Annotated in this window: 19 protein-coding genes; 17 read left to right on the forward strand and 2 right to left on the reverse strand. The window is 38.5% G+C overall.

Features of this window, described 5'->3' with window-relative positions:
• Positions 1 to 14: 14 nt before the first annotated feature.
• The 14 genes from R6U77_RS12535 to R6U77_RS12600 all read left to right on the forward strand — a co-directional run bounded on the left by R6U77_RS12535 (position 15) and on the right by R6U77_RS12600 (position 14,573).
• Complete coding sequence (locus tag R6U77_RS12535; protein ID WP_319835891.1) at positions 15 to 1,139, forward strand: DUF4062 domain-containing protein; 1,125 nt, start codon at positions 15 to 17, stop codon at positions 1,137 to 1,139.
• 3 nt (positions 1,140 to 1,142) lie between these two features.
• Positions 1,143 to 1,295 (forward strand): hypothetical protein, encoded by a 153-nt coding sequence (locus tag R6U77_RS12540; RefSeq protein ID WP_293926205.1) that lies wholly within the window; start codon positions 1,143 to 1,145, stop codon positions 1,293 to 1,295.
• 304 nt (positions 1,296 to 1,599) lie between these two features.
• Entirely contained in the window at positions 1,600 to 1,860 is a 261-nt protein-coding gene (zapA, locus tag R6U77_RS12545; protein ID WP_293926207.1) for a cell division protein ZapA, read from the forward strand.
• A gap of 4 nt (positions 1,861 to 1,864) precedes the next feature.
• Complete coding sequence (locus R6U77_RS12550; protein WP_293926210.1) at positions 1,865 to 2,404, forward strand: CvpA family protein; 540 nt, start codon at positions 1,865 to 1,867, stop codon at positions 2,402 to 2,404.
• 52 nt (positions 2,405 to 2,456) lie between these two features.
• The gene (polX, locus tag R6U77_RS12555; protein WP_319835892.1) at positions 2,457 to 4,166 is read left to right on the forward strand and encodes a DNA polymerase/3'-5' exonuclease PolX; all 1,710 of its coding nucleotides are present in this window, start codon (positions 2,457 to 2,459) and stop codon (positions 4,164 to 4,166) included.
• Between the two features lie 18 nt (positions 4,167 to 4,184).
• Entirely contained in the window at positions 4,185 to 6,551 is a 2,367-nt protein-coding gene (locus tag R6U77_RS12560; RefSeq protein WP_319835893.1) for an endonuclease MutS2, read from the forward strand.
• Positions 6,552 to 6,564: 13 nt separating this feature from the next.
• Complete coding sequence (locus tag R6U77_RS12565; RefSeq protein ID WP_319835894.1) at positions 6,565 to 6,978, forward strand: DUF350 domain-containing protein; 414 nt, start codon at positions 6,565 to 6,567, stop codon at positions 6,976 to 6,978.
• A 166-nt stretch (positions 6,979 to 7,144) separates the two neighbouring features.
• Entirely contained in the window at positions 7,145 to 8,005 is an 861-nt protein-coding gene (locus tag R6U77_RS12570) for an alpha/beta fold hydrolase (protein ID WP_319835895.1), read from the forward strand.
• 213 nt (positions 8,006 to 8,218) lie between these two features.
• Entirely contained in the window at positions 8,219 to 9,907 is a 1,689-nt protein-coding gene (locus R6U77_RS12575) for a long-chain-fatty-acid--CoA ligase (protein WP_319835896.1), read from the forward strand.
• Positions 9,908 to 10,034: 127 nt separating this feature from the next.
• Positions 10,035 to 10,616: a fatty acid metabolism transcriptional regulator FadR gene (locus R6U77_RS12580; protein ID WP_293926224.1), complete on the forward strand. Its 582-nt coding sequence runs from the start codon at positions 10,035 to 10,037 to the stop codon at positions 10,614 to 10,616.
• Between the two features lie 16 nt (positions 10,617 to 10,632).
• Entirely contained in the window at positions 10,633 to 11,406 is a 774-nt protein-coding gene (locus R6U77_RS12585) for an enoyl-CoA hydratase (protein WP_293926226.1), read from the forward strand.
• A gap of 127 nt (positions 11,407 to 11,533) precedes the next feature.
• On the forward strand, positions 11,534 to 12,307 hold the full coding sequence (locus R6U77_RS12590; protein ID WP_293926229.1) for an electron transfer flavoprotein subunit beta/FixA family protein: 774 nt from the start codon (positions 11,534 to 11,536) through the stop codon (positions 12,305 to 12,307).
• A 37-nt stretch (positions 12,308 to 12,344) separates the two neighbouring features.
• A complete protein-coding gene (locus R6U77_RS12595) occupies positions 12,345 to 13,322 on the forward strand; it encodes an electron transfer flavoprotein subunit alpha/FixB family protein (protein ID WP_293926232.1) in 978 nt (325 codons plus the stop codon).
• Between the two features lie 564 nt (positions 13,323 to 13,886).
• Positions 13,887 to 14,573, forward strand: a complete 687-nt coding sequence (locus R6U77_RS12600; protein WP_319835897.1) for a M23 family metallopeptidase — start codon at positions 13,887 to 13,889, stop codon at positions 14,571 to 14,573.
• Between the two features lie 423 nt (positions 14,574 to 14,996).
• On the opposite strand, the gene R6U77_RS12605 is transcribed toward R6U77_RS12600, so the two are convergent.
• A complete protein-coding gene (locus R6U77_RS12605; RefSeq protein ID WP_293926236.1) occupies positions 14,997 to 15,632 on the reverse strand; it encodes a hypothetical protein in 636 nt (211 codons plus the stop codon).
• Positions 15,625 to 16,143 carry a sigma-70 family RNA polymerase sigma factor gene (locus R6U77_RS12610; protein ID WP_293926238.1) on the reverse strand — a complete coding sequence of 173 codons (519 nt, stop codon included), beginning with the start codon at positions 16,141 to 16,143 and terminating at the stop codon, positions 15,625 to 15,627. Before R6U77_RS12610 ends, R6U77_RS12605 begins: the two co-directional genes overlap by 8 nt.
• 455 nt (positions 16,144 to 16,598) lie before the next feature.
• Between R6U77_RS12610 and R6U77_RS12615 the strand changes: the two genes are divergently transcribed.
• The 3 genes from R6U77_RS12615 to uvrC all read left to right on the forward strand — a co-directional run bounded on the left by R6U77_RS12615 (position 16,599) and on the right by uvrC (position 19,345).
• Entirely contained in the window at positions 16,599 to 17,090 is a 492-nt protein-coding gene (locus R6U77_RS12615) for a GNAT family N-acetyltransferase (RefSeq protein WP_319835898.1), read from the forward strand.
• 71 nt (positions 17,091 to 17,161) lie between these two features.
• Positions 17,162 to 17,476 (forward strand): thioredoxin, encoded by a 315-nt coding sequence (gene trxA, locus R6U77_RS12620; RefSeq protein ID WP_319835899.1) that lies wholly within the window; start codon positions 17,162 to 17,164, stop codon positions 17,474 to 17,476.
• Positions 17,477 to 17,557: 81 nt separating this feature from the next.
• Positions 17,558 to 19,345: an excinuclease ABC subunit UvrC gene (uvrC, locus tag R6U77_RS12625; protein WP_319835900.1), complete on the forward strand. Its 1,788-nt coding sequence runs from the start codon at positions 17,558 to 17,560 to the stop codon at positions 19,343 to 19,345.
• The last annotated feature ends 71 nt before the right edge of the window (positions 19,346 to 19,416 follow it).

Raw genomic sequence — 19,416 nt, forward strand, 5'->3', positions numbered from 1 at the left:
TAATGGAGGTATGGATGGATAAACTATCAATATTTATTAGCTCTGTAGCACAGGATTCGTTATCTCAATTGCGCCAAACTATTACAGATAGTTTATTGGATGTAGGTCATCATATTGTTCGGTATGAAGAAAGTATTTATTTTACAGAACTTGATTCTGTTAAAACTTGTTTAAACTATGTTGACAGAAGTGATATGCTTCTTCTATTTATAGATACTAGAGCAGGTTCAATGATAGCATCTGAAGGGAAAACAGTTACGCATTTAGAGTTTTTAAAAGCATATGAAAAAGGAAAACAAATACTTATTTATGTTAATCAAGTAGTCATAACAGAATTTTTTTCAGTTCTGCCTTCTCTCAAAGAAAATTATGATTTATATGAAGGGAATTTTGAACAATTTTATGATTCTTTAAAATCAATGAATTTATCGCAAATTCAAGATCATTATGTTTTAGCTTTTTTATATGATGTCTATATAAAAGGATACTATTTACAAAATTTGAATTTAGGCACAGAAATGGTTACGCAAGTGAAAACGCAATTATCTATAATGACAAAAGAGGGGCTTCAATATTTAAGTTTAAAATCAGCAATTGACCAAGCCTTTGATCATTTTCAAATGTATGGAGATTTTTATGAAAATTCTCTGAAATTTTTAGAGGTTATTCAAAAAGGTGAAATTATAGATACAAGGCGGCTACTTTCGAAATTAAGGAATTTAATTGTAAAAGAAATTGAAGTATTTGAGATAGATACTCTATATCAAACAAAATATCTAACAACAATTAAGCCAGCAACTGCTATTACATTGTATGAATCAGATATTGATGAAATGAAATTAGTTGAGTACGATGGAGATGTTACAGCAGAAAGCATAGAACGAGATAATAAAGACTCTTATGTTGTACAAACTGCTGAAGATATGGATGTAGAGGAAACATTATATTACAATGAAGAAAAATATTTATTTTATTTCTTATTCAAAGCTAGTCCTTATATCTTTTGTATTCATTTCCCTGCAAATGGGGAGATGACAAGCGATTATGCATTGAAGTATCAAAATCATGTGTTGGATGCTATAATAAAATCGAAGGGATATCAATACTGTTATTTCCTAAAAAAACTGTTGGGAGGATAAACAATGAAAAAAGAGCCTACAGAAAAAGTTGTTTTAATTGCCTCAGCACCTAAAGGTTACGGGGAAAAAATAGTGGAGCGTCAATTGTCCCAAATGAAAAAAGAGAACGCAATGTTACAAAGGAAGTTATCTGAAATTAAACGAAGTGCATATTAAAGAATCCTTCACTTATTTAGAAAAAGCAGAAGTCCTATAGGTGGCTTCTGCTTTTTAGTGTTTTACGGGAGATGAAATATAATAATTCCTCATCATTATAGATAAACTCCCTACACCACTGCATGACAATGAGTCTAATATTGTATTATATATAACAAAAATGGTATGATAGTTAGTATGAAAATTGCAGAAAATCGAACAGGAATTGCATAAAGCTGCATTTTGCTACTTCAACATGATAAGTGAAGCGAGCAGCTTCCTGCTTGAGTTGCTGGCGTTGCCTATGCTTTTGGGAGGAATTACTTTGGCTGAACAAGAAAAAAATCGAATTTCAGTTGAAATTTATGGACGTACATATAAAATGGTTGGTACAGAATCGACAGGGCATATGCGATTAGTTGCTTCCCTCGTAGATGATAAAATGCGTCAAATCAGTGCACATAATCCAACATTAGATAGCTCAAGACTAGCAGTGCTTACAGCAGTCAATTCTGTACATGAATTATTACAACTGAAGGCGCAAGTTGAAGCGCTTGAAGAAGAAGTGAAAAGGTTAAAGGGTTGAGTAAATGCTAGATATTATTTTATTAGTGGTCTTATTCATAAGCTGTATAATTGGAGCAAAGCGTGGCTTTATCGTCCAATTGATTCATTTAGGTAGTTTTTTAATTGCATTAATTGTTGCCTATATTTATTATAAGCCATTAGCACAAAAATTTGTGCTATGGATTCCGTATCCAGGCTTTACTGAAAATGCGACAATGACATTAGTATTGGATTCTTTAGATGTCGATCGCACATTTTATCGCGTCATCGCTTTCGCACTTATTTTCTTTGTAACGAAGTTAGTTTTACAAATTATCGGCTCTATGTTTGATTTTTTAACATATTTGCCAGTACTCGGTTCAATCAATCGCCTATTAGGGGCAGTATTAGGTTTTATCGAATTTTATTTCATTATTTTTATTGCACTATATGTTTTGGCATTACTCCCATTGGAAGTCATTCAAACGGTGTTAAACAAATCAATTTTAACGAGCTTAATGCTTGAGCATACACCTGTCATTACGAAAATGTTTCAGGACTGGTGGTATATCTATATCAAATAGCACATGGCCTCTCTCGACAAATGAGGGAGGCTTTTCTTAAGGAGAGGGCAACATGAATAAAAAAGTGATTATCCGTACACTTGAAAAAATAGCTTTATATTTAGAGTTACAAGGTGAGAACCCATTTAAAGTGTCCGCATTTCGCAAAGCAGCAGCTGCTCTTGAAACAGATGAACGCAGCTTGAGCGAAATAGAGGATATTACGGCTATTAAAGGCATCGGTAAAGGCACAGCCGCAGTAATTGTCGATTTGCTAGAAAACGGACAATCGGCAGTGTTGCAGGAGCTGGAGCAAACTGTGCCAAAAGGCTTGATTCCTTTAATGAAGGTGCCAGGGCTAGGAGGCAAAAAGCTAGCAAAATTGTATCAGGAGCTAGGTGTAACAGATGCCACTTCGTTAATGCAAGCATGTGAAGCAGGGCAAGTACAGGCACTTGCTGGCTTTGGTGCTAAAACGGAGGAAAAAATCAAAAAAGAGTTAGCGAATTTAGGCTCACGTGCAGAAAGATTACCAATTTGGCAGCTGGAGCCTGTCGTGCTAGAAATCAATGAGGTGCTTGCGGAAATTGCGGAAGTAGAACGCTTTTCTGTTGCGGGTAGCTTTCGTCGTGTAAATGAAACGAGCAAGGATATCGATTTTATCGTGGCAACGACTGCACCAGAGGCGGTGAGAGAGGCAATTTTAGCACAGCTTGTGATTTTGGAAATCGTCGCAGCAGGAGATACGAAAGTGTCTGTTATTTTAGATCGAGATGAGCCTGTAAGCGTTGATTTTCGACTTGTTGCACCAAGTGAGTATGCGACAGCCTTGCATCATTTTACAGGCTCAAAGGACCATAATGTGCGCATGCGCCAGCTCGCAAAGGCACAGGGCAAAAAAATTAGCGAATATGGGGTAGAGCAGCCCGATGGTTCGGTAGCAACATTTGCGTCAGAGCAGGAATTTTTCGCGCACTTTGATTTGCCATTTATTCCACCTGCTGTAAGAGAAAGCGGCAAGGAATTGGAGCGTCTAGATGAACTAGCACAACTTGTGCGGTTATCCGATATTGTATCAGACTTGCATATGCATACAACATGGTCTGATGGTGCACATTCCGTTGCAGAAATGGGATACGCTTTAATCGAAAAGGGCTACCAATATGCGGTCATTACCGACCATTCACAATATTTGAAGGTAGCGAATGGCTTAACGCCAGAACGATTAGCAAAGCAAAAGGTAGAAGTTGAACAATTTAATGCTGAGCAGTCCGACATCCGCTTATTTAGAGGGACGGAAATGGATATATTGCCAGATGCAACCTTGGACTTTGCTGATGAGGTGTTGCATGAGTTGGATTTCGTTATCGCCTCGATTCATTCCAGCTTCACACAGTCACAGGAGAAAATTATGGCACGACTTTATACAGCCATTACAAATCCATATGTGCATATGATTGCACATCCAACAGGGCGCATTGTTGGACAGCGAGGTGGCTATAATCCAAATATTCCGCAGCTCATAGAGTGGGCGGCGGAGCATGGGAAAATACTTGAATTAAATGCGAATCCATATCGCCTCGATTTATGTACAGAGCATTTACAGCTTGCGATGGAGAAAAATGTGCCAATCGCTATTAATACAGATGCACATGCAATTGAACATTTGCGCTTTATGGAAATTGGAGTTCATTATGCACAAAAGGCATGGCTGAAAAAGGAATTGATTGTCAACACATGGACGCTCGAACAATTTGAGGCATGGATTCGCCGAAATAAATAAAAATAGGGGGTGTTTTTCATGATCGAACAACGAGCATTGAAAACACTAGAGTTTGATAAAATACGACAGCAGGTTGCCCAGTTTTGTACGTCTTCCATTGGGAAGTCTGCGATTGAAGAGCTGGTACCTGAAACCGATTATGAAACAGTTGTAGCATTGTTAGAGGAAATGGATGAGGGGTTATCTATTTTACGTGTCAAAGGCAATGTACCAATGGGGGGCATTTTCGATATACGCCCACATGCCAAGCGCGCTCAAATCGGCGGTATGCTTTCGCCGATGGAGCTAATGGAAATTGCCAGCACGATTCGCGCAAGCCGTATTCTGCGCAATTTTATTGAGGATTTACAGGCAGATGAGACAATCGAGATTCCGCATTTCGTAGAACGCAAGGAGCAAATGCCGATTTTAACTGCCTTACAGCATGAAATTAATGATTGCATTGATGAAAACGGAGGCGTCTTAGATTCCGCAAGTACAACATTGCGTACGATTCGTCAATCATTGCGTGCAGAGGAAGCAAAGGTGCGTCAAAAGCTAGAAAGCTTAACGCGTGGCGCCAATGCAGCGAAAATGCTATCCGATTCGATTATTACAATTCGTAATGACCGCTTCGTTATTCCAGTAAAGCAGGAATACCGTGGGCATTATGGCGGGATTGTGCATGACCAATCATCATCTGGACAAACATTATTTATTGAGCCAGATGCGGTTGTACAGGCAAACAATGAAGTGCAGCGTCTAAAAGTGAAAGAGCAAGCGGAAATCGAACGCATTTTACTTACACTATCTGCCAAAGTAGAGGAAGTGGGACATGATTTATTCGTCCTTGTCCAGCTACTAGGTGAAATTGATGTCATTTTAGCAAAAGGAAAATATGGGCAAGCAAATAAATGCACAATGCCAAAAATCAATGCAGATGGTTATATTCGCTTAGTACGTGCAAGACATCCGTTATTGTCAATTGAAGAGGCTGTGGCGAACACGATTGAATTTGGTCGCGATGTAACAGCAATCGTGATTACAGGACCAAATACAGGCGGTAAAACGGTGACGCTGAAAACGGTTGGGCTGTGTACATTAATGGCACAATCTGGTTTACCTGTGCCAGCACTTGATGGCTCAGAGCTAGCTGTTTTTGAGCAAATTTTCGCTGATATTGGGGATGAGCAGTCAATTGAGCAATCGCTATCAACATTCTCTTCTCATATGGTCAATATTGTCGATATTTTAAGCAAGTTTGATGATAAATCGCTTGTGCTATTCGATGAGCTTGGTGCAGGGACAGACCCGCAGGAAGGGGCAGCACTTGCGATTGCCATTTTAGATGAAGTTGTTGACTATGGTGCACGTGTGATGGCAACAACGCATTACCCTGAATTAAAGGCATATGGCTACAATCGTCCAAGCGTAGTCAATGCAAGCGTGGAATTTGATGTAGAAACATTGAGTCCAACATATCGCCTATTAATTGGTGTACCAGGACGCTCAAATGCCTTTGAAATTTCAACAAGACTTGGCTTAAAAGCAAACATTATTGACCGTGCAAAATCATTTACAGGAACAGACCGTCATGAAGTCGAATCAATGATTGCTTCTTTAGAGGAAAGCCGCGTTCGCTCAGAGCGCGAGGCAGAGGAAGCACATGGCTTGTTAGAGGAAGCAACATATTTACATGAGCAGCTAACAGAACGCATTCGCACATATGATGAGAAAAAAGAAAGCTTAGAGAAAAAGGCGAAAGACAAGGCACGTAAAATTGTTGATGAGGCCAAGCGTGAGGCAGAAGCGATTATTGAAGAGCTACGTGCCATGAAAAAAAATGCAGCAAGCGCAGTCAAAGAGCATGAATTAATTGATGCGAAAAAACGCTTGGAAGAGACAGCGCCACAAGATAATAAAGTATTGCAAAAAGTGGCAGCCGAGCGCAGTCGAGCCCAAAACTTAGCGGTGGGCGATGAAGTAAAAGTCATTAGCTACGGTCAAAAAGGTGTAATACTAGAAAAAGCATCGAACAATGAGTGGGTTGTCCAAATTGGCATTTTAAAAATGAAGCTACCAGAATCTGATTTAGAATACGTAAAGCCTGAAAAAGAGCAGCAAACGCGCACAATGGCCAATGTCAAAAATCGAGGCGGTGCTGTAAAGCTTGAATTAGATTTGCGTGGCGAGCGTTATGAGGATGCACTTCTTCGTACAGAGAAATATTTAGATGATGCATTACTTGCTAATTATCCACGTGTTTCCATCATTCACGGAAAAGGGACAGGCGCATTGCGTCAAGGGATTCAAAGCTATTTAAAAGGGCATAAGCGTGTGAAATCATTCCGCTATGGTGAGGCTGGAGAGGGCGGCTTCGGGGTAACGGTTGTAGAATTGAAATAGAGGGGGATAGCTTATGTTAGAATCTGCATTTTGGCAACATCCTTTAGTAGAGACAGCAGGTTATTTTAGCGTTGTTGTCCTTTGTTTAGTAGTGTCGATGGTATTATTTGAAGTCGTAACGAAGTATAAAAACTGGGATGAGATTAGAAAAGGCAATGTAGCGGTAGCATTAGCGACAGGTGGGAAAATTTTAGGTGTTTGTAATGTTTTCCGCTATTCGATTGAGCGTCATACATCATTAATTGAAATGTTAGGCTGGGGACTATATGGTTTTTCATTGCTTATTTTTGCCTATTTCTTATTCGAATTTTTAACACCGCTTATTAAAGTGGATGAAGAAATCGCCAAGGATAACCGGTCAGTAGGCTTCATTTCTTGTACTATTTCGGTCGGTTTATCATTTGTTATCGGCGCAAGTATTTCGTAGGAGTGTTAGATAGATGGAAAAGCTAGCGAAAGTGCTATTGATTGTGTGTGTTGCATTTATTGCAGTAGGCATTTATTATATGTTGACGAGATAGAAGCTTTTAGGAATATGGTTATTTAGCTGTATTCCTAAAAGCTTTATCTATTTGTGAAATGAGGAGGAGCAAATGGAAGGAACGACAGCAAAAATCAACGGTGTATCATTATGGCATCACGTACAAGGGCAAGGAATACCCATTGTATTTTTACATGGAGGACCAGGTGCGTATGATTATTTAGAGCCTGTAACAGCGCTATTAGATGAAAATTGCTTTCAAATGATTCGATACGAGCAGCGAGGAAGCTGGCGTTCAGAGAAAACAGGACCCTATACGATTGAAACATTCATAGAAGATTTAGAGCAGCTACGAATGCACTTGAATAGACAAAATTGGATTGTATGCGGTCATTCTTGGGGGGCGTCCTTAGCATTAGCCTACGCGACAAAATATCCGACAAAGCTGAAAGCGTTACTTTATATAGCGGGAACAGGTATCGACCCTGCATGGCATATTGATTATCGTAAAAATAGATTAAATAGAATGACTTCAACTGACAGAGCAGAGTATCTTCATTTGCGTTCAGCTATTGAAAAAATGCAGGATGAGGAACGGGAGCATACAAAAAATCGACTACGAGCACTTAGTTTAAAAGCAGATTTGTTTAATCATAATAACTTTAGCAAGCTTCCACGTATGGATGAGCCGTTTGTCAACAGCGAAGTAAATCAAGAGGTGGGGGCACAATGTGAGACGTATTTTAGTAGCGAGCAATTTAAGCAAGCAATTCCGTTTAACAGCTTTCCTGCCCTCTTTATTCACGGAGCAGCAGATCCTCGCCCGTATCGTTATGTGGAAGAGCTTGCCGCCAACTTTCAAAAGGGTGAATTTGCATTAATTCCAAATGCAGGACATTACCCTTGGCTTGATAACGCAACTATTTTAGGAAAGCATATAAAGGCATTTTTATCCCGTATTGATAAGCAATAATATTTTCTGTAATAGGTGTAAATATGAAAAATAAATTCCCTTTTTAAGTACTAAAACTAGCTACGTTCTCCATAAACTGTGACAAGTAATAAATTGCATAATCGAGCGAATTTTCTAATTAATAGCAAAAAATCATTTGTAAACGCATTCATTTTTCACTATAATAATTAATAATAGCATATGAAAAATATACTAGGTGAAGGGGAGAATGTTATGACAGAGAAGGTGTGGTTAAAGAAGTATCCCGAGGAGATTCCGCATGAAATCGACTTACCTGCAATGCCTGTACAGCAATTTTTAACGGAGGCTTACAATGCATATCCCGATAAAGTTGCCGTGCATTTTATGGGGAAGGAGCTAACGTATAAAGAGCTGTACGAATCCTCTTTAAAGTTTGCAAACTATTTGCGTTCCTTAGGGATAGAGAAGGGTGACCGTGTGGCGGTTATGCTACCGAACTGTCCACAAGCTGTTATCGCTTACTATGGTACGATGTATGCAGGGGGCATTGTTGTCCAAACAAATCCGCTTTATACAGAGCGGGAGCTGCAATATCAAATGGCTGACTCAGGCGCAAAAGTGCTATTAGTAATGGATATTTTATATCCAAGAGCGATGAAGATTATAAAGGAAACCGCTTTGGAGAATGTCATTGTCACAGGGATCAAAGATTATTTACCATTCCCGAAAAATTTAGTGTACCCATTCATTCAAAAGAAGCAATATGGCTTTAGCGTTAAGGTTGAGCATAGTGGGACAAATCATTTATTTACGCATATTATGCAATCAAGCTCGCCAAATCCAATACCTCTCGACTTTGATTTTGAGCAAGATTTAGCATTATTGCAATACACTGGTGGGACAACAGGATCACCAAAAGGGGTTATGCTAACGCATAAAAATTTAGTTGCCAATACGAAAATGTGCGATGCATGGATGTATAAAAGCGAGGAAGGCAATGAAACAGTTTTAGGCATACTGCCGTTCTTCCATGTGTATGGTATGACAACCGTTTTAATTTTAGCAGTTATGCTAAAAGGTAAAATGGTGTTACTGCCGAAGTTTGATGCAGAGCAAGCATTAAAAACGATTGATAAGCAGAAGCCAACATTATTCCCTGGTGCACCAACGATGTATATCGGTTTATTAAATCATCCAGGTATCGGCAACTATGACCTTTCCTCAATTAAAGCATGTTTAAGTGGCTCAGCTCCATTGCCAGTCGATGTGCAAGAGAAGTTTGAAAAGATTACTGGTGGAAAGCTTGTCGAAGGCTATGGGCTAACAGAAACATCACCTGTAACACATGCTAACTTTATCTGGCATGATCGCATGGTCGGTTCGATTGGTGTACCTTGGCCAAATACAGATGCTATCATTTTACGAAGTGGTGACTATGAGCCTTTACCACCAGGAGAAATTGGTGAAATTGCTGTAAAAGGTCCACAAGTCATGAAAGGCTATTGGAATCGACCAGAAGAAACGGCAATGTCATTTTATGATGGTTGGTTTTTAACTGGAGATTTAGGCTATATGGATGAAAACGGTTATTTTTATGTAGTAGACCGCAAAAAAGATATGATTATTGCAGGGGGCTTCAATATTTATCCACGTGAAGTAGAGGAAGTATTGTATGAGCATGAAGCAATACAGGAATGTGTTGTTGCAGGGATTCCTGACCCATATCGTGGTGAAACAGTGAAGGCGTATATTGTATTAAAAGAAGGCTATTCAGTAACAGAAGAGCAGCTAAATGAATTTTGTCGTAAAAACTTAGCTTCATTCAAAGTGCCACGTCACTATGAGTTCCGTACAGAGCTACCAAAAACAGCGGTAGGGAAAATTTTACGTCGCTCATTAATTGATGAAGAAAAGCAAAAGCTTGCAGCTAAAGAAGCATAAGAAAATATTTGGTGAACTACTTGACATCTAGTAGAACAAATAATAATATAAAAACATGAATGAATGGTCATTCATGTTTTTCTTATGAAAAGAAAATGTAATTGATTTTTTACTGGTGGTGATAAACATGAAGCGCAATAAACCAAAATATAAACAAATTATTGATGCTGCTGTTATTGCAATTGCTGAAAATGGCTACCATCAGGCTCAAGTTTCGAAAATTGCCAAACAGGCTGGCGTTGCTGACGGCACAATTTATCTTTATTTCAAAAACAAAGAGGATATTTTAATTTCTGTTTTTCAAGAAAAGATGGTCGTGTTCGTTGAAAACTTGCAGGAAATTTTAAAAAGTGGTGAAACCTCTTCAGAAAAACTATGCCGAATGATTGAAGGTCACTTTTCAGTATTAGCGGATGATCATCATCTTGCAACGGTGACACAATTAGAATTACGTCAGTCCAATAAGGAAATTCGCTTAAAAATCAATGCGATTTTAAAGGAATATTTAAAATTGCTTGATGAAATTTTAATTGAAGGCATGGTGTCTGGTGAATTTAATTCTGCAATGGATGTGCGAGTAGCGCGTCAAATGGTATTTGGCACAATCGATGAAATTACGACAACTTGGGTAATGAATGACTATCGTTATAATTTACTTGAACAAGCACCAAAAGTGCAGCAATTACTACTGAATGGCTTAAAAGCTTAAAGGGGTGTATGGGAGAATGGAATTTCTCAGTTGGGCAATAGACGAAGGCGTAGCTGTTGTAACAATACAGCGACCACCAGCCAACGCTTTATCACGGGGAATGATTGCAGAAGTTAATGAATTACTCGATATAGTGGAGCATAATGAGGAAGTTCGTGTCATCGTATTACATGGTGAAGGGCGCTTTTTCTCTGCCGGTGCAGATATTAAAGAATTTACAGAAGTATCATCAGGCGCAGAATTCGCAAAATTATCTCAGCATGGACAAAATGTTTTTGAGAGATTAGAAACATTCTCAAAACCTATTATTGCAGCGATTCACGGTGCAGCATTAGGCGGAGGGCTAGAGCTAGCAATGGGCTGTCACTTACGCTATGTAACTGAAGGTGCGAAGCTAGGCTTGCCAGAGCTACAGCTAGGCTTAATTCCTGGCTTTGCAGGCACACAGCGCTTACCGCGTTATGTAGGCTTTGCAAAAGCGGCTGAAATGCTGTTTACATCAGAGCCAATTACAGGGGCAGAGGCTGTCCAATGGGGATTAGCAAACCAAGCATTTACGGATGAGGAATTATTGCCAAAAACGCTTGAAATTGCGAAAAAAATTGCGAAGAAAAGTCCAGTTGCACTAAAGGCGGCTATTGCGATGCTGCAATATGCAAAGCCTGCATCCTTCCATGAAGGGGTAGCAGCCGAGGCGGAAAGCTTTGGTACAGTTTTCGTATCAGAGGACGCAAAAGAGGGAATACAAGCATTTATTGAAAAACGTCAACCAGTTTTTAAAGGTAAATAATCAATTACGCCCCAGCGTAATTGCGTCCGGATTTTTTTGAGTATGCGAGGAAAACCTCGTCACATTCCTATTAAAGAAGGAAATTTACTACTGAACCAAAATAAATTAGCTTTCGGGGGTCTGGAAAATGAACATTTATGTATTAGTAAAACGCACGTTTGACACAGAGGAAAAAATCGTTGTAGCAGGTGGCAAAATTCAAGAGGATGGCGCAGAGTTCATCATTAACCCATACGATGAGTATGCGATTGAAGAAGCGATTCAAAAGCGCGATGCACTAGGTGGCAAAGTAACGGTTATCACAATCGGTGGCGAGGATGCTGAAAAGCAATTGCGTACAGCATTGGCAATGGGTGCAGATGAAGCAGTCCTAATTAATACAGAAGACGATTTAGACGAATTAGATCAATATTCATCAGCTTATATTTTAGCAGAATATTTAAAAGATAAAGAGGTAGATTTAATTTTAGCAGGTAATGTTGCAATTGATGGTGGCTCTGGTCAAGTAGGCCCTCGTCTAGCTGACCTTTTAGGTATCAATTATGTCACAACAATTACAAGCCTAGAAATCGATGGCACAAACGTGAAGATCGTGCGTGATATCGAAGGGGATTCAGAAGTGTTAGAAACTTCATTACCTTTATTAGTAACAGCGCAACAAGGCTTAAACGAGCCACGCTACCCATCTTTACCAGGGATTATGAAGGCGAAGAAAAAACCATTAGAAGAGCTTGAGCTTGATGATTTAGACATCGATGAAGATGATGTAGAAGTAAAAGTGGAAACAGTAGAAATCTACTTACCACCACAAAAAGCAGCAGGTCGCGTGTTAGAAGGCGAATTACAGGCACAAGTAAAAGAGCTTGTTAACTTACTACACACAGAAGCAAAAGTAGTCTAATTGCATATTCATAACAAAGGTAACGGAGGGAAATAGCATGTCAAAAAAAGTGTTAGTTTTAGGGGAAGTTCGTGAAGGAAGCCTACGTAACGTATCGTTCGAGGCAATTGCAGCAGCAAAACAAATCGCTGATGGTGGCGAAATTGTTGGGGTATTAATCGGAGATAGCGTTGCGGGTGTCGCAAATGAATTAGTTGCATACGGTGCAGACCGCGTTGTCACAGTGGAACACCCACACTTAAAATCATATACATCTGATGGCTTTAGCCAAGCATTTATGGCAGTTGTTGGTGAAGAAAGCCCAGAAGCAATCGTATTTGGTCACACAGCTCTTGGGAAAGACTTATCACCAAAAATCGCATCAAAATTACAAGCAGGTCTTGTATCTGACGTAACAGAAATCGAAGGCGCTGGTGACGGTGCAGTATTTATCCGCCCAATTTATTCTGGTAAAGCATTCGAAAAAGTAAAGGTGAAGGATGGCATCGTATTTGTAACGATTCGTCCAAACAATATCGCACCACTTGCAAAAGATGCAGGTCGCTCAGGCGATGTATCGTCATTAGCTGTTGATATTACAAACTTGCGTACAATTATTAAAGAAGTTGTTCGCAAATCAGCAGAGGGTGTTGATTTATCAGAGGCAAAAGTGGTTGTTGCTGGCGGACGTGGCGTGAAATCGGAAGAAGGCTTTGAGCCATTAAAAGAGCTTGCGAACGTATTAGGCGGTGCAGTTGGTGCTTCTCGTGGTGCATGTGACGCAGAATACTGTGACTACTCTTTGCAAATCGGTCAAACGGGTAAGGTTGTAACACCTGATCTTTATATCGCAGCAGGTATTTCAGGCGCAATCCAACATTTAGCGGGTATGTCAAACTCAAAAGTAATCGTAGCGATCAACAAAGACCCAGAAGCTAACATTTTCAAAGTAGCAGACTACGGTATCGTTGGCGACCTATTCGAAGTTGTCCCAATGTTAATTGAAGAATTCAAAGCGTTGAAGGCAAACGCTTAATAAAAGGCTGTAGGGGAACACTTCCCCTACAGATTTTTGTATTTTTATTGAAATGGAGAAAAGGCCATTTCCATTTAAAGTTAGTGTAGATTTATGTAAAGAATTGATTAATTAAAAAGCCCGATAAAACAATCTCTTTTGTTATTGTATATGAGGTTGTTTTTATTTTCTTTACAAGCAAGTTCCATGTCAGATAACTACATCGATAATAAATTTAACTATCAAAGCTTAGTGTAGATTTAGAAATTGACTTTGAATGATATATTACAAGAAATCTGTCAAAGATTACTGAAAAAATCGATTATTATCAAAAAGATAATAAAAATAGGGAAATCACGAACAATTATGGTTCATCGAAACTTTATTTGTTTATGAGCAATCTGAAATTTACCCCTATATCTACTAGTGGTTCTGTTAATTATAAAAAGAGGATATAAATAACTTAATTTTGAAAATGTTGAAATAATCGGTTTACTACTCTTTGTTTTTATGGTAATTTATAGTTGTGAAGGCAATGTTTATTAATAAACATTGTGCCGATAAAATATGTTAGGGGGAAAATTCATGAAGAAAAAAATGATTGGAAGTATCTTTGTATTAGCACTATGTTTCTCTTTTGCAGGTGCCTCTTTAGCAGCTACAATCTATTGGCCCACTCAATCAACAAGAATTACATCTGAGTATGGAATGAGAACACTAAATGGTGTCACAGAAATGCACTATGGTTTGGATATTGGGGCAAGAACCGCTGGCGTAGCAGGGGATGCAGTTAAAGCAATTCATAACGGGGTAGTATATTCAGCGGGTTACCATTCTTCTTATGGGAATGTAGTATTTATTAATCATAATGGAACAAATCAAATGAACTATGTAAATGTTCAAAGTGTATATGCACATTTAAACACATATAATGTTTCGGCTGGACAAACAGTAAATGGGAATACTCAAATTGGTACTATGGGGAAAACAGGAAATGTTACAGGGGTGCACTTACATTTAGAAACTAGAAATTGCCCAACTTCCACATGTACTAATGTCACTCAATCAAATGCTACTAATCCTAAAACTTGGCTTAGTAACTTTATACCTGCTTCAATTAATTTATTAGACGAAGATATGGGTCAATTATTAGAAGAGGGTAGCGATTTGTCACCAGATAGTCCAAATTATTATTCTCATGAAGAATTAGTTAAGATGTCTCCAGAAGAATTAGAGGAAATTGGTTACCCTAATCCTTTTGACTTTCAATAGCTAATGGTTACATAATAGTATTGAAGAAACTCACTCTGGATTTTATAGAAAAACACCTCTACTTGAATTATTAGGTATTTTGATACCAATTTTCAATGTAAGGTGTTTTTATTTATTGTATTTTTAGAAATGAGAGTATAAATCAATAAAGGTTATTTTAACTTGATTCAGCAAAAGTCCGCCACTTCTATAAGTGTGGGATGAATGCAGGAAAAGTAACGAAATCAGAAGGATTGCCAAACTACCTGTATCTAACGTTACGCTTTCGATACAAAAAAGATTTGCTCCTGCGGTTACTCGTCGCAAAAAATATTGCTGATTCAAGTTAAGCCTTCGGCGGATGTCACAGATTTTGAAGGGGAGTTTTCGAACGAGCTCGAAAAAATCTGGACAAGAGTTAGCCGAGGCGTAATTGATTATAGACTAGTCTGCATTGTCTTGTTGTTCTAAAAACTTTTGTGTTTCTGCAAAGTCTGGGCCTGCATACATTAGAAATACGTATAACCCATTAGGTGTAAACTCGGCTTTTATTACATGGGACGTTTCACTTGAATAAAGAAACTGAGTTTCCTCAACAGTAAATTTTGTTCCTTTGTAATGAGTAAATACCTCATCAAAACGCTGCTCATTTGTTCCAATAAGTATGATAGACACTAATTTCTCTTGTATAAAATAAAACCTTGCATTACCCCCATAATCTAATATGAGATCCGCGTTACTACCGTCCTCTTGAAATTCTGTTGTGTAATTCTCTCCTAAGAGTTTTGTTACTTTGGCTTTTGGATCACCCAAGGTAACACCATGTAAATAAAATAAACCTTGTTCTTCATAAAATGCGGGTTCGGTGAAGTCAATCGTTGTGGCATGTTTATCCCCCATAAACATCTGATTGACAATAAAAAGAATAGAGCTGATTGTTAAAACAGCACTTAGTATAACAAATCGCCATCTAAATGCAGGCTTGCGGGGGCCATTTTCTATTTCCTGCAATACATTAAATATCACACGTTGTTTAATGGCTTGTAAGTCTTTTATTTCAGTAGGTGTATAGTTATTCATTTAAAAGCACCTCCCATTGAATATCTTTCAATTTATTTTTCAATAGTTCTTTGCCTCTTCTTAATCGCGTTTTTACCGTACTTTCTGGAATAGTCAAAATACTGGCTATATCTTTAATATTCATTTCATTAAAATAAAAATAAATGAGTACCTCTCTTTGTTTTAATGGTAATTCAAGAATTGCCTCTCCTACTATGGTTTCTTCCTCTTTTCTTACCAGTTCATCTAAATCTATTTTACTATCGAAAGGGAAAATTTTATTTTGTAGTTGTACTTTGCGATAAGACCAGCTCTTTAAATAATCTTTACTTTTATTAGCTGTCATTTTATATAAAAAAGCTTTTAGCTCTCCCCGTTCTTCATATTTATCTTGATGGTGATACATCTTTATAAATACTTCTTGAACAATATCCTCAGCTGCTTGGCAATCCTTTACATAATAATAAGCTAATCGTATTAAGGATTCTGTATATAGATTCATTATTTCTTTTAAGTCATGAATAGTTAACAAAAATACCACTCCTTTCCTTTCTTCACTTATAAAACGATTCTCAATGCAGTAAAGTTTGGATTTTTTTATTTTGTGCTGTAAAAATTTAGGTATTTACTAAAAATATGAAATTTTAGTACAGAAATGGCTCGGGGAGACATCTTGGGGAAATAGATATCTTAATGGAACATATACTAACTTGACTACAATAATTATTTTAGGTAATGGAAAAAATTTTACAGGTGCTTAAATAAAGTTTACAATAGATTATCATAAGACACCAGATGATTATAAGGGGCGTGGAGTACTGTATAAATAATATTTAAACAAACCTTATACATAAATCACATGAAATCAAAATTTACTAATTTGATTTCATGTGATTTTCATATATTCAGCAAGAAGTAAAGAAATTGAATGTTGTATGATAAGCTAATTTTAACAGCAAGAGGATTATGAATTTGAGGTGATTTTGAATGAACGACATAATGCTTAGACCTTTAAAATCAGAAGATTTCGCCTATGTCCTAGCGTGGAGCAAAGACCCAGAGTTTTGTGCAGCAAGCGGCTGGGAAATCGAGAGAGAAGAAGAGGAATTAGCTGCATGGTGGGAACGTTGTATACATATAAACAATGCTACTTTCATAAGGGTGGGTATTGAATATCAAAACAAGCTAATTGGTTACACTGATTTAGCAGAAATACATAACAGGCAAGCAGAAATTGGTATAGCGATTGGTGATCGTAGTTTGTGGGGTAGAGGTCTAGGCGTAGCAGTGGTGCAGCAACTAATTCAATACGGTATGGAGCAATTACATATCACTACATTTTTAGCTGAAACACATGCGACAAATATACGTGCACAAAAAATGCTAGAAAAGCTTGGATTTAAGGAAATTAGCCGCATTGGTAGCGAGCTGTATTGTGGCGAGGAAACCGCACTTATTCAATATCAATATAACATCTGAGCAATATGCTATCCTCAGTATTTTAAACATGCTATACTACAGGCAGATGTTAGTTGAAGGAGGCTATTTAAATGGCAATTATACAAGCGACAGATCAAAACTTTTCACAAGAAATCGCAAACGGCGTAGTTCTTGTAGACTTTTGGGCAACATGGTGCGGACCATGTAAAATGATTGCACCAGTTCTTGAGGAATTAGATGCAGAGATCGGTAATGATGTGAAAATCGTAAAAGTGGATGTTGATAACAACCAAGCGACAGCAGCAGAATACCAAATCATGTCAATCCCATCATTATTATTATTCGTAGATGGCGAATTAAAGGCGAAAACAGCTGGTTTCCAACCGAAAGAAGCATTAATCGACTTTATCGACTCGAACAAATAAGATGGAGCCGCGCACTGTGAAATCAGTAGCGCGGCTTTTCATTTTTCGCTATCATTATGTTAAAAGTATAGGTGATTCTAAATGAATGAAATCATTCACAATAAACTAGCTATTCTACCAGATGAACCAGGCTGTTATTTAATGAAAGACCGCCAAGGGACAGTGATTTATGTTGGTAAGGCAAAAATACTGAAAAACCGTGTGCGCTCTTATTTTTCGGGAACGCATGACGGTAAAACACAGCGTTTAGTTAGCGAAATCGAAGACTTTGAATATATCGTGACAGCATCTAACCTGGAGGCATTAATGCTTGAGTTAAATTTAATCAAGCAATACGATCCAAAGTATAATGTGATGCTAACAGACGATAAAACGTATCCGTATATTAAAATAACGAACGAAAAATATCCACGTATTTTAACGACGCGTAAAATTCAAAAGGATAAAGCGAAATATTTCGGTCCATATCCAAATGCCTATGCAGCTAATGAAACGCGCAAGTTGTTAGATCGCATTTATCCGCTTCGAAAATGTGCACAGTTGCCAGCACAAGTATGCTTATATTATCACTTAGGGCAATGTTTAGCACCTTGTGTGAAAGAAATTGAGCCGCACATTTATCGTGATATGACAGAGGAAATTGCGAAATTTTTAAATGGTGATTATATCGAGGTCAAGCAAAATTTAGAGCGTCAAATGCTAGAAGCAGCAGAAGCCTTACAATTTGAACGAGCAAAGGAGTTTCGCGACCAAATTGCCCATATCGAGGCGATTATGCAAAAGCAAAAAATTATTACGAAGGATTTATCCAATCGTGATGTATTTGGCTATGCGGTAGAAAAGGGCTGGATGTGTGTACAAGTATTATTCGTGCGACAAGGGAAATTAATCGAGCGTGACGTTTCCATTTTCCCGATTTACCGTGACCCAGAGGAGGAATTTTTAACATTCGTTGGGCGCTTTTATGAGGAAACGAAGCATTTGAAGCCAAAGGAAATATTGATTCCTTCATCAATTGAGGAAGCATTACTTGAGCAACTGCTAGATGTACGCGTTGTTATTCCAAAGCGTGGTGCAAAAAAAGAGCTCGTGGATATGGCGATGAAAAATGCCCAAATAGGTATTCATGAAAAATTCCAGTTGATTGAAAGGCAGGAGGTGCGCACTGTAGGCGCTTGTGAGGCGCTTGGGGAGGCGATGGGCATCGCAGCACCTCTTCGTATCGAGGCGTTCGATAATAGCCATATGCACGGTGCAGATGCGGTTTCAGCGATGGTTGTCTTTATTGATGGCAAGCCTGCGAAGAAGGAATATCGTAAATATAAATTGCGTGAAGCAGCGAGCCATGATGATTATGGTGCCATGCAGGAAGTAATTCGCCGCCGCTACAGCCGCGTGTTAAAGGAAAATCTGCCGCTGCCTGATTTAATAGTAATCGATGGTGGGAAAGGGCAAATGGAGGTGGCACGTGAAGTGATTGAGGATGAGCTAGGCTTATATATTCCGATTGCAGGCTTAGCGAAGGATGATAAGCACAATACATCACAGCTGTTATTTGGCGAGCCACCTATACCGATTGAGCTAAAGCGCACAAGCGATAGCTTTTATTTATTGCAACGTATTCAAGATGAGGTGCATCGCTTTGCCATCACCTTCTTACGTCAGCAGCATGGCACGAATGCGATTAAATCTGCGCTTGATCATATTGAAGGCGTAGGGCCGAAGCGTAAGCAACAGCTATTAAAGGCTTTCGGTTCGGTGAAAAAAATCCGTGAAGCAACGGTGGAGGAGCTAACAGCACAGCGCATTCCGCAAGCTTTAGCTGAAAAGATTTACGGATATTTTCAGGAACAAAAAGAGCAAAAATAGCGATTCGCTCAACGAAAGGTGAAAATCGCTCAACGGATGACGAAATTCGCCCATCCAATGTGAAAATTCGC

Source organism: Lysinibacillus louembei, from assembly GCF_033880585.1.
Taxonomy (GTDB): Bacteria; Bacillota; Bacilli; order Bacillales_A; family Planococcaceae; genus Metasolibacillus; species Metasolibacillus louembei.

What these genes read in the sequence shown, in the direction of transcription:
- R6U77_RS12535 (WP_319835891.1), top strand. Translation starts at nt 15, where the DNA reads ATGGATAAACTATCAATATTTATTAGCTCTGTAGCACAGGATTCGTTA.
- trxA (WP_319835899.1), top strand. Translation starts at nt 17,162, where the DNA reads ATGGCAATTATACAAGCGACAGATCAAAACTTTTCACAAGAAATCGCA.
- R6U77_RS12615 (WP_319835898.1), top strand. Translation starts at nt 16,599, where the DNA reads ATGAACGACATAATGCTTAGACCTTTAAAATCAGAAGATTTCGCCTAT.
- R6U77_RS12600 (WP_319835897.1), top strand. Translation starts at nt 13,887, where the DNA reads ATGAAGAAAAAAATGATTGGAAGTATCTTTGTATTAGCACTATGTTTC.
- R6U77_RS12580 (WP_293926224.1), top strand. Translation starts at nt 10,035, where the DNA reads ATGAAGCGCAATAAACCAAAATATAAACAAATTATTGATGCTGCTGTT.
- uvrC (WP_319835900.1), top strand. Translation starts at nt 17,558, where the DNA reads ATGAATGAAATCATTCACAATAAACTAGCTATTCTACCAGATGAACCA.
- R6U77_RS12550 (WP_293926210.1), top strand. Translation starts at nt 1,865, where the DNA reads ATGCTAGATATTATTTTATTAGTGGTCTTATTCATAAGCTGTATAATT.
- R6U77_RS12585 (WP_293926226.1), top strand. Translation starts at nt 10,633, where the DNA reads ATGGAATTTCTCAGTTGGGCAATAGACGAAGGCGTAGCTGTTGTAACA.
- R6U77_RS12590 (WP_293926229.1), top strand. Translation starts at nt 11,534, where the DNA reads ATGAACATTTATGTATTAGTAAAACGCACGTTTGACACAGAGGAAAAA.
- R6U77_RS12605 (WP_293926236.1), bottom strand. Translation starts at nt 15,632, where the DNA reads ATGAATAACTATACACCTACTGAAATAAAAGACTTACAAGCCATTAAA.
- R6U77_RS12560 (WP_319835893.1), top strand. Translation starts at nt 4,185, where the DNA reads ATGATCGAACAACGAGCATTGAAAACACTAGAGTTTGATAAAATACGA.
- R6U77_RS12540 (WP_293926205.1), top strand. Translation starts at nt 1,143, where the DNA reads ATGAAAAAAGAGCCTACAGAAAAAGTTGTTTTAATTGCCTCAGCACCT.
- R6U77_RS12575 (WP_319835896.1), top strand. Translation starts at nt 8,219, where the DNA reads ATGACAGAGAAGGTGTGGTTAAAGAAGTATCCCGAGGAGATTCCGCAT.
- polX (WP_319835892.1), top strand. Translation starts at nt 2,457, where the DNA reads ATGAATAAAAAAGTGATTATCCGTACACTTGAAAAAATAGCTTTATAT.
- R6U77_RS12595 (WP_293926232.1), top strand. Translation starts at nt 12,345, where the DNA reads ATGTCAAAAAAAGTGTTAGTTTTAGGGGAAGTTCGTGAAGGAAGCCTA.
- R6U77_RS12565 (WP_319835894.1), top strand. Translation starts at nt 6,565, where the DNA reads ATGTTAGAATCTGCATTTTGGCAACATCCTTTAGTAGAGACAGCAGGT.
- R6U77_RS12570 (WP_319835895.1), top strand. Translation starts at nt 7,145, where the DNA reads ATGGAAGGAACGACAGCAAAAATCAACGGTGTATCATTATGGCATCAC.